Source organism: Pontibacillus sp. HMF3514 (genome assembly GCF_009858175.1).
Lineage (GTDB): Bacteria > Bacillota > Bacilli > Bacillales > BH030062 > Pontibacillus.
Genome location: NZ_CP047393.1, coordinates 3,832,834 through 3,847,424 on the forward strand (window position 1 = coordinate 3,832,834; position 14,591 = coordinate 3,847,424).

Below are 14,591 nucleotides of genomic sequence, written 5' to 3' on the forward strand. Positions count from 1 at the left end.
GACCCTCATAGATTTAACTCCCCTTTCCAATGGATTCAGTCTATCTATCCTATGCTAGTCTTATATAGACATGAGAAAGTTATGGAGATAGGAGGGAACAATATACCATGAAAAGAAGTGATTAGAATGAAATTATGTACTCTGTTTTCTCTTTTTATAGAAGAATAATTCAAATGCAACAATAATAATAGCGAACCAAAACGTACCATTATCAAGAGAAAACACAGCATCAGGATTGGTTTTGGGCAGTAAATTTAAAAGTAAGAGTAAACTAAATAAGTAAATGGAGATATATGGGGCTTTTCTTTCATTTTTTGTGGAAGACTTTGGTTTAGTGAGCATGCCAAATATAAAACTAAGTACAAGAACAACGAGGAGCACTGTCGTAGTTAATACTTGAAAAACCCCAACAGTAGGGTAATAACTTTCTATAAGCAACAAAGAAAGACATACAAGAGCGATAATCTCAAAACCATTCCTGATAAAAAACAACAGTAGCCCCCCTTTTTTAAAATGCAACTCATTATATTTCCATTATAAACCATTAACCAATTAAGCGATATGAATTAGGAGGATGAACATGCTGAAATTAAAAGATTTAAACTTAGCCATGGACCACAAAAAAGCTCTTACTACCCATATGGTTGAGCTAAAAAAGAAATTAGATAATGGCGATTTAACAGAACAAGAGTTTGTAAACAAAAGAGGGAAACTCGTGATTTTCACCCAATCAACTATGATCGAGGGACAGGTGAATTTATTTGATCAAGAATCGAATAAACCCACCTTTTTTGAATATGGTTTGGAAGATCTTGAGGGTGGCTTAGATGATCTTCCACCAGAGATGACAGCTTTCAACGTATCAGGACCTATTCACATCAAACACGCTATTATTAAACCCCTGACTAATGGGGAGACAACAATGCTGGATGAAATGATTTTATTCTCGGATCAAATTATGGGGTTAGGCTTTAAAGGGATAACATAGGAATGTTATTTAAGGGAAAGGCGCCCTTCTTTTAGAAGGATGCGCCTTTTTATTATTCCATGAATGGTGTTGAGTATCTAACGGTGCCTTCTACATGTTGAAGAGCGTTTTCTTTTAACTCTTGAACCATAAAGGCTTCATCAGGTACATCAAAAGGAGCTTCGATATTATAGTGGCTTGCTTTTAAGAAGCCAAATTTAGGGTAGTACTGATCATGCCCCAGAACCACGACTGATTCAAAGCCCAAAGATTTTGCTCGCTTTATCCCCTCGTTTATAAGAGATCCTCCAATGCCCTTCTTTTGAAAGTGAGGATGAACAGCCATTGGTGCCAACGCTAAAGAAGGAACCGATCTTCCTTCATTCTCGATAGAGATCCGTGTGAAAAGAATGTGGCCAATTACATTGTTTTCATTGTTTACTGCCACTAACGAAAGCTCTGGAATAAAAGCATTCGAATCTCTTAGGCGCTCGATCAGTTCAAATTCATCTTCCTGATTAAATGCCAGATCATTCACTTCTTTGACTTCATTTATATCTTCTTCATTTTCTTGACGTATGTGATGCATCCATTCCCCCCTCCATTCTTGTATAAGTTTAACTCATGAATTGAAATCTGAGCGACAAATTGAGCAGGGTCACCTAGCTAAAGAGCGTAAAAGTGATTGATCTAAGGATGAGCGTAGGTTTTGATACGTAGGTGTCATACACTTCATTTAGGCGTGACTTTTCTTTCTTAAGCGTCACTCTCCACCTTTGTGCTTAACATAAAAAGGAGGCACATGGCCCCCCTTATGATTCTTGTATTCGGTTATGGTGCGTGTACACATTTAGTCGATGTTCTCGAATAAAACCGACTGTCGTGATCCCAAGGTCATCCGCTAAATCCAGCGCAAGTGTAGTGGGTGCAGATTTAGATAGAATAATCCCAACGCCAATCTTTGAAACTTTTAAAAGCACTTCAGAAGAAATACGTCCAGAGAATGCGATAACTTTATCACGTAAGGAAATTCGGTTCTTTAGGCAGTAGCCATAGATCTTATCCAGTGCATTATGGCGGCCGATGTCTGAATAGGAAACCACGATTTCATCCGTAGTACAGAGCGCTGCATTATGCAATCCTCCTGTCATATGGAAGTTCGAGGAGGTCTCCTGCATTTTGCTCATCAAATTCATACAAGCTTGCACCGATAACGTTGTGTCTGTCCGGATCGTCTTGGCTGTTCTCACGTCATTCTGAAAATAGAACTGCCGGCTTTTCCCACAGCAGGATCCAATAAAACGCTTGGAGTGCCCTTCCTGATTAAGCTGCACCTGTTTGGTTAGTTCTACATAAGCAAAACCTTGGTCCTCATCTACCTGAAGAGACTTTACCTCATTTAAAAAAAGGATTAATCCCTCTGATGCCATAAAACCAATAACCAATTCCTCCAAATGTTCAGGAGTACAGACCATTGTGGCGAATTCCTCACCGTTCACCATAATTGTGAGCGGATATTCTGAGGCTACTGTATCCTCGACCTCATCAAATGAATCTACTTCATATTTGTGTACATGTCGTTGTTCCATAATCTCTTTTTTCATAATCAAACGCCTCTTTTAAGTTGTTTCCATCTCCAGTTCTTCCACGCGCTTTTCTACGTACTTCGTATCCTTCTGGGCATGGAAGGTTTCAGCCTTCTCCACAATGACTGCGGTATTGTATTCAGGAATCCCAGCATATTTTTCATAAACGCCTTTTGGAATCAACACATTCCCTTCAGGCCAGTACACTAAAACATTCTCGCTTCTGGTATTCGCGAATTTCGCATAACCGTTCAACTTCCCATATTGATTATAAACAACAATGGCTTCACCTTCGCGGATCTCCAATTCCTTTGCATCATCTTCATTTATCAGTACATCATAGCGACTTGCATTATTGAATGGATCTTTCTCATCATAGATCATCGAGTTAAATTGTTTTCCACGTCTTGTGGTGACATAGAAGCGTCCTTCGGTTTTACGGCGTTCCGGAATTTCAATCGGAAGCAAGTTCCCACGTCCATCTGGTGTCGGGCATTCCCCACCTTCACATAACCAGGCGCCTCCCCATTGAAATACGTCACCTTGCTCTTTTAAATGCTGAATGCCATCATAATTTGGATTAGCTACTGCAATCTCATCTCTTATTTGTTGAGCATCCTCATATTCAATTAGGTGCTTCTCATCTGGCTTTACTCTCTTGGCAAGTTCCATATAAATCTCCCATTCAGGACGCGCTTCTTCGATTCGTGGCCCCTTTATTTCCGGAGAAAAATAAACCATACGCTCTGTTGATGTAGAGGTTCCCCCGCCCGGTTGTTCATAACGTGTCATAGCCGGCAAAACTAGTACCTCTTCTTTCGCATCAACTAAAGTGGAGGTATTCAAAATAATATCCTGATGCACACGTAACTCGACCTCTTCTAAACATTGCTTAATAAAGGCTGGGTCAGGCATCGTTTCTAAAAAGTTTCCACCAGAAGTATAGAACATTTTCATTTTACGTTCGTGATCATCTGGTAAAATCGCATGCTCAATTGACTCACCAACGATATCTCCTTGCCATTTCGGGATATCAAAGCCCCAGACGTTTTCGACACGATCGATATTTTCTGGTGTGAAGCCTCCTCCTGGTAACACGAAAGGATCTGCCCCCATTTCACCCGAGCCTTGTACACCAGAGTGTCCGCGAATTGGCATCACGCCACATTTTTCTCTTCCAATGAACCCTTTTAGCATAGCGAGGTTAGCTACTTGTGAAATGTTATCCGTTCCAAAACGGTGCTGCGTTAAGCCCATGGACCACACGAATACTCCACTTTTTGATTTAGCTAGAAGCATCGCCAATTCTTCTATTCGTTCTCGTGATAGACCAGAAGATTGTTCAAGATCATCCCAGTTTTGATTCTCAACATGTTCCTTTAATTCAGCAAAACCATTCGTATGTTCATTGATAAAATCATGGTCAATAGCAGAACCCGGCTGTACTTCCTCCATCTCAAACCAATGCTTCATGATGCCATTCATAAAGGCAATATCTCCTCCGATATTGACCTGGTACACATCATCGGCAATTTTCGTACCAAAGAGAGCGCTATCCGGTATAGAAGGAATCCAATACTCGTCCATGGACGGCTCGTAATATGGATTGATCACGATGATCTTTGTACCTTTACGCTTAGCTGCATACATATATTTTGTAGAAACAGGCTGGTTGTTTGCCGCAACAGACCCCCAGAATACAAGCACATCTGACCCAATCCAATCCTGGTAATTACAGCTTGAAGCTCCAATTCCAAGTGAGCGACTCAATGCCGTTTTACTAGGTGAATGACAAATACGGGAAGCGTTATCAATATTGTTCGTACCTAAGAAGCGTGCAACCTTCCCTGCAACATAATATGATTCGTTTGTAATACCACGAGCTGTTAAGAACATCGCAAGCTGCTTTGGATCAATGTTCTTCACTTTGGTAGCCATTTTATCCAACGCCTCGTCCCATGAGATGCGCTTAAACGTGCTCTCTCCTGGCTTACGTGATAATGGATAAGGGATTCTACCAAGTTTTCGGAGTTCAGAGCTGTCCATTTTTCTCAGCTCATCGATATCCTGATGTAATACCCCTTCTTTAATCGCTGGCATTGTGTTTAAGCGAAGTACGTTCAAACGTGTCGTACATAAGTGCGGACCTTTTAATGTCTGATCTTGAAGTCCACTTACCCCTAGCGCACATCCATCACAAACGCCTTTTGTTAGAATTCTTGTAGCATACGGAAGATTATCTTTGTTTTCCCACATAACCTTCATTGTGTCACGAATATGTTTTGGTTTGATCTTACCTAATCCGAACGGTACAGGACTAACCCAGTGCTTCGGATCTGGAGTTTTCTCTAATTTCATTGGACCTTCATGTTTCGTATTCCCCATGTGAAATTCCCTCCTGTTCTTTTCTAAAGAAAACTTGCCGATTGGCAAGCCAATTAAGGCGCAGACAGAGGCTTAGCTGCGCTTATACTTCATACTTTCAAAATTTTCACTACGTCGAATTTCTCCATTGCTAAAATTTTATACTTTCTTAACGTGTAAAAAAAGAAAGCTTCCCTCTTGGCAAGCTTTTAATAAATAAAAAACCACCGAAACCCCGCTACACATATGTATAACGAGGTTTACGGTGGTAGTCTTTAACAGGATCGCTGCCAAGTGCCAACACACTTCTCTATTATTTTTTCAGTTGAATGCTTTCTGATAGATCTCGATCAAATACGAAGATCGACATTCCTAAATCGGCTTCAATATCAATATCGACGAAAAGATCTAAAAATTTAGCTCCTAACAAATCTTCCATCTCTTGTGGATAATGGTTTTTATAAATATTTTTCACCATTTCCGTACGGGCGGCTCGTACCATTTGTTCTCCATCTTTATTGGAAGCTATAAACTTCTCTACTGGAGACATATTGCCTTCCATCTCACATATCGCCCAATTTTTGCAAAAAGTCGTTGTAATCTTTTGAGGGCCTTTTCCCATATGCTTTTTTCGAAAGGCACGTACCAAGTTACTAAATTCTGCCTCAAACTTATTCATGATCATTCTTCCCTTTTTATGCTTAGTTTCAGGCGAGTATAACATGATTTATTGGTTTAGCGTAGGTTGTGCATCTTGGGCTGGAGTACTATTCTTAAGCTTATTCATATCAACTCTTATTAAGAACGAGATCACAAGTGCTACTACAAACAAGCCAGCGAAAAAGATTAGACTGTTCTCATAACTTCCAGTCGTATCCTTAATCCATGCAGCAAACAAAGGTCCAACTAAACCAGCTGCTGCCCATGCTGTTAGGATATACCCGTGAATAGCTCCTAGCTGTTTTGTCCCAAAGATATCCCCAATAAATGCGGGTATCGAAGCAAATCCGCCTCCATAACAAGTGTACACAATTGCTAATAAAATTTGAAATATTATGACTGATGATACATTAGGCAATATAGCAAAAGCAACAATTTGCAGTACAAAGAACGATGTGTACGTATTGGGACGCCCAATATAATCAGATAGTGTTGCCCAGCCTATACGACCAAACCCATTAAATAGCCCCAGAACACCTACCAGAGCAGCAGCTTCAGCGGTACTCAACCCTACACTTTCCTCTGCTAGTGGTTTTGCAGCTGATAAGATGGCAATACCACATGTAACATTAATAAAGAGCATCAGCCACAGGTAGTAAAATCTTTTTGTTTTGACTGCTTCGTTTGCAGTAAGTTGAGCTAAATCAGCTTTAACTTTCTTTTCACCCTTCTCCACTTTTTCCTGAAAACCACTTGGCATCCAACCTTCAGGTGGCTTTTCTAAATATAAAGAAGAAATAAGCATGATAACAAAATAAGCAATACCTAAAATGTAAAACGTAGCAGCAATGCCCACGGACTTAATCAAAGAATCCATAATAGGACTACTAATAGCGGCAGCAAATCCAAATCCCATAATCGCAAGCCCTGTTGCAAGTCCTCGACGGTCAGGGAACCATTTAACAAGCGTAGAAACCGGTGCAATATAACCAACACCTAGACCGATTCCACCTAGCGCTCCGTAAAATATGTACAAGAGAGGTAAGGAACCAAAATTAACGGCTAGTCCCGATCCCGCCACTCCTAAACCAAATAGTGTAGCAGCAAGCAATCCAGACTTACGCGGACCATGTTTCTCTACAAAACTACCTAAAAATGCTGCAGCTAAGCCTAAAAACAAGATAGCCAGACTAAAGGTTAGTTGTACTTGACTATTACTCCAACCAAACTCATTGACCAAAGGATTCGTAAAATTACTCCAAGCATATACAGACCCAATCGAAAGGTGAATCCCTACCCCTGAAAGTGCGATGAGCCAACGATTTTTTGTTTTACTCAATGTTCTTCACTCCTTATTTTAAATATAAAAACCGTCATTTTCCCATAGGTATGCCCAATAGGAAAATGACGGTAATTTAACACAGGATCGCTAAGCTAAACCACATTTCATTTTTGTAGCGCTTTCATTTATTTCTGAAATTAATAGGTAACAGGATCGCTGTTCCTTATCAAATCCAGTAAGCGCTTTAATTTTTGGAATTTTCTTATTACATAATAGACCAATAGATGATTCGAAGTCAAGTTATTTATCCATTTAATAACACCAATGGTTTTAGTTAGAAAAATATACATCATCATACATAGACTTTCATCCTTCATCACATACTATATCTAAATCATAAAGGAGGTATGCATAATGGATAAACAACGTGCAAAAGAAATACGCGAATCCGAAAATCTAATTAATGTAACCTATAACGGGGATCCAATCTATATCCAAAATGTAAATGAAAATAATGAAACAGCTAGTGTATATGAGCTTGAAAATCCTCAAAAACAGCATCAAGTTTCACTAGATGAGCTAACGGAAAGATAAAAAAGACTCTTAAGGTGAATCAAAAAAGCCTGTCTCATCGTTTACATGTTACGAAGAGACAGGCTTTTGCTTTACATAGTTACTTTTTGCTCAGACTGCTTTGGCACAACAAAAGATGCTTTCTTCGGAAGTTTACCGAAAATGGCACTAGCTCCTGGAACAAATTTATGAACTGTCCAAATGATTAGGTAGCAAAAGATTACGGTGCTTACATAACGTAATCCCATTTGGAGGTGGAACATATAGCTTGGATCGGCAGGAATGAACTTTGCAACCTCTCTTAACACAACAGGGTGAAGGAGATAAAAACCAAATGAGTAAACGGCGACATTTTTCACGGCCCCAAATAAACGATTTGGCATCTTTTCACTCGCCAGTTCTGCAAGGCGGAAGATCAGATAACTTCCTGTCACCATATAAATCAGATTAACAAATTTGTACGTGATACCTGGTAGCGTTGATTCATTTAGCATATACATATCATAATGCAGATAAACAGTTGCTAGACCAGCAACTGTTGCTGCTATGAAAAGAAGAACGCTTGAGTAGCTACGGATCTTTTGACGCATTTCATTGTAGTACGTCCCAATCCAAGCCCCTAGCAAGAACGTCCCAATACTATTTAAAAATACGTGGAACGTTGTTATTTCATAGGTTGTATTGAGATAAAAGTATAATAGCTCAAACCCAAATCCAAACGCCCACATATACTTTCTGAAAAAGTTGAGCTTTTGTGCCATATACACAAAGAGTGGTAATACTAAATAAAATTGTACAATTAGAAAGATAAAGTGCAATTGATAATAGGATTCTCCGTGTAAAATACGATCAACTGATTCCATGATATTCACTTCACGAAACCCGATTTGGTACATATAAACCTCATAAAAAACGGCCCAAATTAAATATGGGACAAGAATAAATGTTACACGCTTTTTATAGTAATCTTTTAATACATCCCAGGTTAAGTTCTTCTTCATATAGTTAAAAAAGAACACCATGCCTGTGATCATAATAAATATTCCTGCTTCTATTCGCACTATACGGTTGATAAAGTGGTATTTTTGAAAAGCTCCACTATCAAATGGAAGCGTTGACTGGAATTGTCCTGTTACATGTACCAACACAACCATTAACATGGCAAATAGTCGAAGCAGAAAGATCGAATCAATTCTGTTCTTGGTCATTTTGCATTCCTCATTTATTTCATAAGTTAACCTTGGTAACTATACCACGGTTTCACTTCATTCTGTTCGGAAAAGTTTCATGCTTCATACATAATAAATCTTTCGAACTAGTATAACGTTTTTTGTCCTATTTTGGAGTGGTATCTACTGGAAATGAATTTACAGATGCATTTTTTATGCATTTCTGTTGAATTAAGTTCTTCTATTAAAGCCCCCTTATGCGGAAGACTTGGAATCGAGATAAGTTGAGAGCAGTCCGTTGCTTTTATGAGAGGTAGGGGTTCAGAGTAACGGCAATACTCCTGCGGAAGAGCAGCTGATCCCCCTCGTTCACTCCGTTCTCTGTGGGGTCTCATCCGCCCTTTCTACCACTGGAGTTTGCCGTTTCCTTCCGCCCTTTGCGTTTATGAAGAATAACGGACCCTAGTGTGTGAGTTCTAAACCTTACGGACATCTGTTCCGTTATTTTGAACTTTTAAGGCATTTCGAGAGTCGTTACGGACATATGGTACCTTATTTGTGACAGATTGCTCTTTATTAAGGTGATTTGCAGCAATTAGCGGAATGAATGTCCGTAAGCTCTTTAGAAAAACCATTTTAAGGTGAAATAGCGGAACAAATGTCCGTAAGCATTACCTCCTCATATCACTACGGTTCCGTTCATCACCATTCGGCTAAGGTGGGCTTGGGAACGGGTTGACTCCTCCGGAAAAACGGGCGAGCGAGACCCCGCAAGAAGCGTAGCGGATGAGGAGGCTCGATCGTTCGTCCGGGGAAAGCAACCCGTTCCCAAGCCCGCCGCACTCCACAATAGCAACGGAACCGCCTCTCTCACTAAAACAGTTATTCCATATAACTGCCATATAACTGAATAACCCCTAAGCATAATTTATAGTTCATTTATGTTTCCCTATGAACAGCTACAACTAACATAGCCAACATCAAAAATGCCTCCCTCAATTAAAGAGGAAGGCACTTTATTTATAGTTGATTCAAAGCCCACTGAGCTAACAAGGTTGCTCCATATGGTAGGGCTTGTTCATCTAAATCAAATTTTGGATGGTGAAGAGGATACGTGGCTTCTTTTTCTTCATTTCTTACCCCTAATCGGAAAAATACTCCTGGGATTTGTTCAGCATAGAAGGAAAAGTCCTCTCCTCCCATGGATGGTTTCACAATGGAAAATTGATCTAAACCTAAAACTTCCTCTGTCACTTGTCTTACACTTGGTACAAGTGACTCATCATTTACTACTGGTGGATAAAAGTAGTTATATTGAAAATCATAAGATACACCGAAGCCTTCAGTAATCCCACGAATGATGCTCTCCATTCGATGTTCAATGGTTGAGCGTACATCAGGGTCAAGTGTTCGAACTGTTCCTCTCATTTTCACGCTTGGTGCTATGGCATTTGGGGCTGATCCTCCTTGAATTTGTCCAACTGTAAGCACAGTTGGTGAAACAGGATTGATTTGACGACTTACTACTTGTTGTAGTGAACTTACAACCTCTGATGCTACTGTAATAGAATCCGTTGATAAGTGAGGATGAGCTGCATGTCCTCCTTGGCCTTTAATTTCTAAATCAAAAAAGTCGGCAGCTGCACAGGCTTCTCTTTGGGTACAAGTAACCTGACCTGTAGGTACCATTGGATTTACATGCAATCCTGCTATGGCATCTACTTTTGGATTTTCTAATACGCCGTGTTCAATTAACGTTTGAGCACCAAATAAACCTTCTTCAGCTGGCTGGAAGATTAACTTAATGTTTCCCCGTTTTGGAGGGTTGTCCTTGAGAAGTTTCGCTGCTCCCAAAAGCATGGTTGTGTGCCCATCATGGCCACATAGATGTGCTTTTCCATCTGTTTGTGATTTATATGGGACATCTTTTTCGTCTTGTATCGGTAAAGCATCTATATCAGCCCGTAGCGCTACAGTGGGTCCAGGCTCTTCTCCTTCAATTAGAGCTGTCACACCTGTCTTAGCAACAACTTGGACATGGGGTACACCTAATTCTTTTAATTGCTGTTGAACAAATTGGGACGTACGACTTTCTTCAAATCCCAATTCTGGATTTTGGTGAAGGTCTCTTCTCCACTCGGTTAAGGTATGATCAAGGTTTTTAGCTTGTTTTAGTAATTCATGCATGTATAGAACACTCCTTAGGAAGGAAAACATTCGTATTTATCTGAATCTAGTATTAAAATGTAAGATAAATTATGGTACATTGTTTCGTAGCAAAAAAGACCTTTTGACTTTTTTTCATTTTTTTCTGAGGAATGGAGCTTATTATGTATCATTCACTTATACAATCCAAAGGTATATGGATTAAAATCTCCCTTATCCTTTTAGGGGTCTCCATGCCGTTATGGCTAGGAGCTGATGAAACCGGTCTGACGAGCATGATGGATGAGCTTAGAAGTGATCCAACCGGCAATACGTTGATGTTAACGGCCTTTGTTTTGGTCATGCTTAATACGGTCCGTGCTCTTCCTCACTATCTTGGATCACTTTTATTAGGAGATGAATTAGCCAAAAAGCTTAACAAGCCATGGCTGACGTTCATTGTTCCTTTCATCATCATTCCGCTGGTCTATATGACAATCAACCTCTACAATCCGCTTAATTATGATTTTGGTGGCCCAGCATTACTGTTATTGATATCAATCGTATTGTTGCATTTATTAGGAAAAGGTCGCATGAGGCCAATACTGAAATCCTTTGTATTAGCTCAGCTACTGTTTGGATTTCAGTGGCTGGATACCGTTATCTTTTTAACACCTCTAGGATTTGGAGGAGGACCGATCTCCAGTGAAGTGAAAGAGATCGCAGTCAATATCGGTTTTGGCAACACATTATCGTTATACAGCCTGTTATTATGTGGTATATTCATGATCAATGCGGTTGTTTTAGCTGTCTATCTAACTGTTTCAGAGCAAAAGTGGCGTATGAGGCAGGACTTAAATATTGCTAGAGGTGAAATGGTGGAATCTCGCGCAGGTCGTGAAGCATTGCACCTAGTTCATGACTTAAAAACTCCTCTTTCTCTTATTGAAGGCTTAAACTCCTTGATTCAAATGAAATCCAAAGATCAGGATGTTCTAGAATACACAGAGCAAATATCCGAATCGATCGAATCTACAAGTAACATGGTCTCTGAGATTTTGTATGAAGAAAAGAAAAACTGGTGTACGCTTTCAAGGTTGATTGAATATGTACGAGCCAATAAACTTACCGACCAATCAATTGATTTTCAATTTGAACTTCACGCAGATCCAAGTATAAAAGTGTATGTAAATAAAATTCGTATGACGAGAGCCATTGTGAACTTGATTGATAACGCCTGTGATGCTGTTGATGGGAAAGCAAGCGCTAAGGTGACTATTCGATCGGAATTCGATGAATCAGGTATCTGGCTAGGCGTAGAGGATAATGGAAAGGGACTCTCTAAAAAGGAACAGCAAAAAATTTGGAATGCTGGATACAGTACGAAAGCTCATCCTGGTGTTGGCTTGACGTTTGTGAAAAACGTCGTTGATGAGCATGATGCTACCTTGAAAATCGAGAGTGAATTAAAAAAGGGAACAACCTTCTGGATTGTTCTACCAAAGGAGTGTGTACAGCTATGAACATTTTAATCATTGATGACGATCCATCCCTACGTTATATGCTGACTGAAATTTGCAAGCATGCAGGATGGGACTCAGAGATTGCAGAAAATGGACAAAAGGGCGTAGATTTATTCCAACAAGGGAATTATGACCTCATTCTTGTTGATTATCATATGCCAGAGATGGATGGGATTCAAACTGTGAAAGCAATTCGAAGCCATCACTCTCAAATACCTATACTCGTTCTAACAGTAGATGAAAGACAAGAGATTGCTGATCGCTTTCTTCAGGAGGGAGCCAATGACTTTGCTTTGAAACCAGTAAAAGCTCCGGATATCATCTCAAGAATCCAGCTCCATGTTCAGCTAGCTAATTTGAAAGGTTCTCAAGTCCAGGATGACAATGTGTTCAGCTCTAAGGGAATTAGTAAAAACACACTCTCTCATATCGAGGATTTTATGAAAAAGCAACCTGAACCAAGCTCTGTAGATGAAATTTCAAAAGAGGTCAACCTTGCCTATCCAACAGTTTATCGGTACGTAACTCATTTGCTGAATGAAGGCAAAGTAAAGCAGATTGATTCCCACCAAAAGATGGGGCGACCGAAAAAATTATATCAATGGTACTCCGTTTAAGCATTCGCCTTTGGGCGGGTGTTTTTTATTGGATTACTTTTATCAGCGATCGCTGATACCACTTTTTACACTCCCTCCCTTCCCAAGCAATTCTTCTCAACTTTTTTTCATTTTTTTCTGTATGAAAATTAAAAATGAGTTCTTATAATGATTTTTAACATTTCAAACAATTTAGACATCGAAAGGAGATGCTATATGGAACATTTCGGCCTATTATCTTTATTACCATCCGTAGTCGCTTTGGTCTTAGCCATTTGGTCTAAGCGAGTTGTCCCATCATTACTTGCAGGAATCTTGGTAGGGACAATAATGATTGATATTAAAACGAACGGTGTCCTGCACGCAATTATGTATTCCATTCTCAACCTATTCAGCGCCATTGCCGGCCACCCTGCTGATGCAGAGGCAGGTATCAGAGGCATGGGACTCGTTAAAGGAGCTGGACGTGCTGAACTCATCATCGTTGTATTCTTACTTGGAGCATTTATCGGCGTCCTTAATAAATCGGGCGGTGCTTATGCATTCGGTAATTGGTTAGCTAACAAAGTTCGAGGAAAACAAGGTGCTCAAGTATCCACTGCATTAATGGGAAGTTCTCTTTTCACAAGTGCTTACTTCAGCTCCCTAGCAACAGGAACCGTTTTCCGACCAATTTATGATCGTATGAATATTTCTAGAGCAAAATTAGCGTTCTTTCTAGACTCAACTTCGTCTCCAATCAACGTTCTTGTACCGATTTCTGGTTGGGTAGCATTCATGGGAGCGCTCATGGTAGATAACATTCCAAGTGTAAATGACCCTATTGCTGGTCTAGCACAAACTGTGCCATACAACTTTTATAACATCGTCATCTTAGTTATGGTATTCCTTTTTGCTAGTGGTAAATTGAAAGATTTCGGACCTATGAAAAAAGCAGAAGAACGTGCGAAGCAAGGAAAAGAGCCAAGATCTGAAGAGCAAGAGGTTGCAGCTACTGCAGAACCGAATAAAGGTAAAAATGCATCTCCTTCAGACATGTTACTTCCACTTGGTGTTTCAATTGCAACACTTGTTTTACTTGGCATGTGGAACTATACGCTACCGTACTTCTTCGAGGTTGAAAAGCTTCCTTTAGACGGTAACAAAATGCTTATTATCAGCTTCGGCCTTGGTATTATCGTTGCCTTCTTGAAGTACACATTAGGTAAGCTGATGACACCAAAACAATTCTCTGAAGAACTATTTGAAGGTTCAAAAACCGTCATCCTAGGTGCTGTTATTATTCTATTAGCTGTTACACTAGGTGACATCATGCGCGCAACAGCTCCAGAAGGAACTGGTGCAGCTGCATTCATTGGTGAAGTAGCAAAAGGCGTGATTCCTAGCGCAATCATCCCATTAGCCTTATTTATCATTTCTGGATTTGTGGCATTCTCTATGGGAACATCTTTCGGAACTTGGGCGATTATGATGCCAATCGGCGTATCCTTAATGCTAGCAACCGGCGGAGATCCAATCCTTGCTGCTGCCGCAGTCCTTTCAGGCGGAGCATTTGGAGACCATACCTCTCCGATCTCGGATACTAGTATCATGTCCTCCGTTGGCTCAGATTGCGATCACATGGAGCACATCAACACGCAGCTCCCTTATGCATTAACAGCTGCAGGCGTAGCTTCCGTGTTCTTCCTTGTTGCTGGGTTTATCATGTAGAGACCAAAGTAAAAAG

The 14,591-nt window shown here is 40.1% G+C and carries 14 protein-coding genes; 5 read left to right on the forward strand and 9 right to left on the reverse strand.

The window, feature by feature from the left end:
• Positions 1-132: 132 nt before the first annotated feature.
• Entirely contained in the window at positions 133-492 is a 360-nt protein-coding gene (locus GS400_RS19355; RefSeq protein ID WP_160104362.1) for a hypothetical protein, read from the reverse strand.
• A gap of 88 nt (positions 493-580) precedes the next feature.
• Between GS400_RS19355 and GS400_RS19360 the strand changes: the two genes are divergently transcribed.
• Positions 581-988 carry a hypothetical protein gene (locus tag GS400_RS19360; RefSeq protein WP_160104363.1) on the forward strand — a complete coding sequence of 136 codons (408 nt, stop codon included), beginning with the start codon at positions 581-583 and terminating at the stop codon, positions 986-988.
• Between the two features lie 52 nt (positions 989-1,040).
• Here GS400_RS19360 and GS400_RS19365 read toward each other — a convergent pair whose 3' ends face one another.
• The 5 genes from GS400_RS19365 to GS400_RS19385 all read right to left on the reverse strand — a co-directional run bounded on the left by GS400_RS19365 (position 1,041) and on the right by GS400_RS19385 (position 6,916).
• Positions 1,041-1,556 carry a GNAT family N-acetyltransferase gene (locus tag GS400_RS19365; RefSeq protein ID WP_160104364.1) on the reverse strand — a complete coding sequence of 172 codons (516 nt, stop codon included), beginning with the start codon at positions 1,554-1,556 and terminating at the stop codon, positions 1,041-1,043.
• 223 nt (positions 1,557-1,779) lie between these two features.
• Positions 1,780-2,571: a formate dehydrogenase accessory sulfurtransferase FdhD gene (gene fdhD, locus GS400_RS19370; protein WP_160104365.1), complete on the reverse strand. Its 792-nt coding sequence runs from the start codon at positions 2,569-2,571 to the stop codon at positions 1,780-1,782.
• A gap of 15 nt (positions 2,572-2,586) precedes the next feature.
• A complete protein-coding gene (locus GS400_RS19375) occupies positions 2,587-4,938 on the reverse strand; it encodes an FdhF/YdeP family oxidoreductase (RefSeq protein WP_160104366.1) in 2,352 nt (783 codons plus the stop codon).
• Positions 4,939-5,230: 292 nt separating this feature from the next.
• Entirely contained in the window at positions 5,231-5,596 is a 366-nt protein-coding gene (locus GS400_RS19380) for a Na-translocating system protein MpsC family protein (RefSeq protein WP_160104367.1), read from the reverse strand.
• 48 nt (positions 5,597-5,644) lie between these two features.
• Complete coding sequence (locus GS400_RS19385) at positions 5,645-6,916, reverse strand: L-lactate MFS transporter (protein WP_160104368.1); 1,272 nt, start codon at positions 6,914-6,916, stop codon at positions 5,645-5,647.
• Positions 6,917-7,273: 357 nt separating this feature from the next.
• On the opposite strand from GS400_RS19385, the gene GS400_RS19390 reads away from it, so the two are divergent.
• On the forward strand, positions 7,274-7,453 hold the full coding sequence (locus tag GS400_RS19390) for an H-type small acid-soluble spore protein (RefSeq protein WP_027448394.1): 180 nt from the start codon (positions 7,274-7,276) through the stop codon (positions 7,451-7,453).
• Positions 7,454-7,524: 71 nt separating this feature from the next.
• Here GS400_RS19390 and GS400_RS19395 read toward each other — a convergent pair whose 3' ends face one another.
• The 3 genes from GS400_RS19395 to GS400_RS19405 form a co-directional block, all read right to left on the reverse strand.
• Positions 7,525-8,640, reverse strand: a complete 1,116-nt coding sequence (locus tag GS400_RS19395) for an acyltransferase (protein ID WP_160104369.1) — start codon at positions 8,638-8,640, stop codon at positions 7,525-7,527.
• A 437-nt stretch (positions 8,641-9,077) separates the two neighbouring features.
• Positions 9,078-9,236: a hypothetical protein gene (locus tag GS400_RS19400; protein WP_160104370.1), complete on the reverse strand. Its 159-nt coding sequence runs from the start codon at positions 9,234-9,236 to the stop codon at positions 9,078-9,080.
• A 385-nt stretch (positions 9,237-9,621) separates the two neighbouring features.
• Positions 9,622-10,788: a M20 metallopeptidase family protein gene (locus GS400_RS19405; RefSeq protein ID WP_160104371.1), complete on the reverse strand. Its 1,167-nt coding sequence runs from the start codon at positions 10,786-10,788 to the stop codon at positions 9,622-9,624.
• A gap of 212 nt (positions 10,789-11,000) precedes the next feature.
• On the opposite strand from GS400_RS19405, the gene GS400_RS19410 reads away from it, so the two are divergent.
• The 3 genes from GS400_RS19410 (at position 11,001) to GS400_RS19420 (ending at position 14,575) form a co-directional block, all read left to right on the forward strand.
• Positions 11,001-12,269 carry a sensor histidine kinase gene (locus GS400_RS19410; RefSeq protein ID WP_160104372.1) on the forward strand — a complete coding sequence of 423 codons (1,269 nt, stop codon included), beginning with the start codon at positions 11,001-11,003 and terminating at the stop codon, positions 12,267-12,269.
• Positions 12,266-12,886: a response regulator gene (locus GS400_RS19415; RefSeq protein ID WP_160104373.1), complete on the forward strand. Its 621-nt coding sequence runs from the start codon at positions 12,266-12,268 to the stop codon at positions 12,884-12,886. The genes GS400_RS19410 and GS400_RS19415 overlap by 4 nt, the downstream gene beginning before the upstream one ends.
• Before the next feature lie 195 nt (positions 12,887-13,081).
• On the forward strand, positions 13,082-14,575 hold the full coding sequence (locus GS400_RS19420; protein WP_160104374.1) for a Na+/H+ antiporter NhaC family protein: 1,494 nt from the start codon (positions 13,082-13,084) through the stop codon (positions 14,573-14,575).
• Positions 14,576-14,591 lie beyond the last annotated feature (16 nt).

Bases quoted from the DNA above. Each gene is read 5' to 3' on its own strand.
- GS400_RS19360 (WP_160104363.1), top strand. From the start codon at position 581: ATGCTGAAATTAAAAGATTTAAACTTAGCCATGGACCACAAAAAAGCT.
- GS400_RS19365 (WP_160104364.1), bottom strand. From the start codon at position 1,556: ATGCATCACATACGTCAAGAAAATGAAGAAGATATAAATGAAGTCAAA.
- fdhD (WP_160104365.1), bottom strand. From the start codon at position 2,571: ATGAAAAAAGAGATTATGGAACAACGACATGTACACAAATATGAAGTA.
- GS400_RS19375 (WP_160104366.1), bottom strand. From the start codon at position 4,938: ATGGGGAATACGAAACATGAAGGTCCAATGAAATTAGAGAAAACTCCA.
- GS400_RS19380 (WP_160104367.1), bottom strand. From the start codon at position 5,596: ATGAATAAGTTTGAGGCAGAATTTAGTAACTTGGTACGTGCCTTTCGA.
- GS400_RS19390 (WP_027448394.1), top strand. From the start codon at position 7,274: ATGGATAAACAACGTGCAAAAGAAATACGCGAATCCGAAAATCTAATT.
- GS400_RS19395 (WP_160104369.1), bottom strand. From the start codon at position 8,640: ATGACCAAGAACAGAATTGATTCGATCTTTCTGCTTCGACTATTTGCC.
- GS400_RS19400 (WP_160104370.1), bottom strand. From the start codon at position 9,236: ATGGTTTTTCTAAAGAGCTTACGGACATTCATTCCGCTAATTGCTGCA.
- GS400_RS19405 (WP_160104371.1), bottom strand. From the start codon at position 10,788: ATGCATGAATTACTAAAACAAGCTAAAAACCTTGATCATACCTTAACC.
- GS400_RS19410 (WP_160104372.1), top strand. From the start codon at position 11,001: ATGCCGTTATGGCTAGGAGCTGATGAAACCGGTCTGACGAGCATGATG.
- GS400_RS19415 (WP_160104373.1), top strand. From the start codon at position 12,266: ATGAACATTTTAATCATTGATGACGATCCATCCCTACGTTATATGCTG.
- GS400_RS19420 (WP_160104374.1), top strand. From the start codon at position 13,082: ATGGAACATTTCGGCCTATTATCTTTATTACCATCCGTAGTCGCTTTG.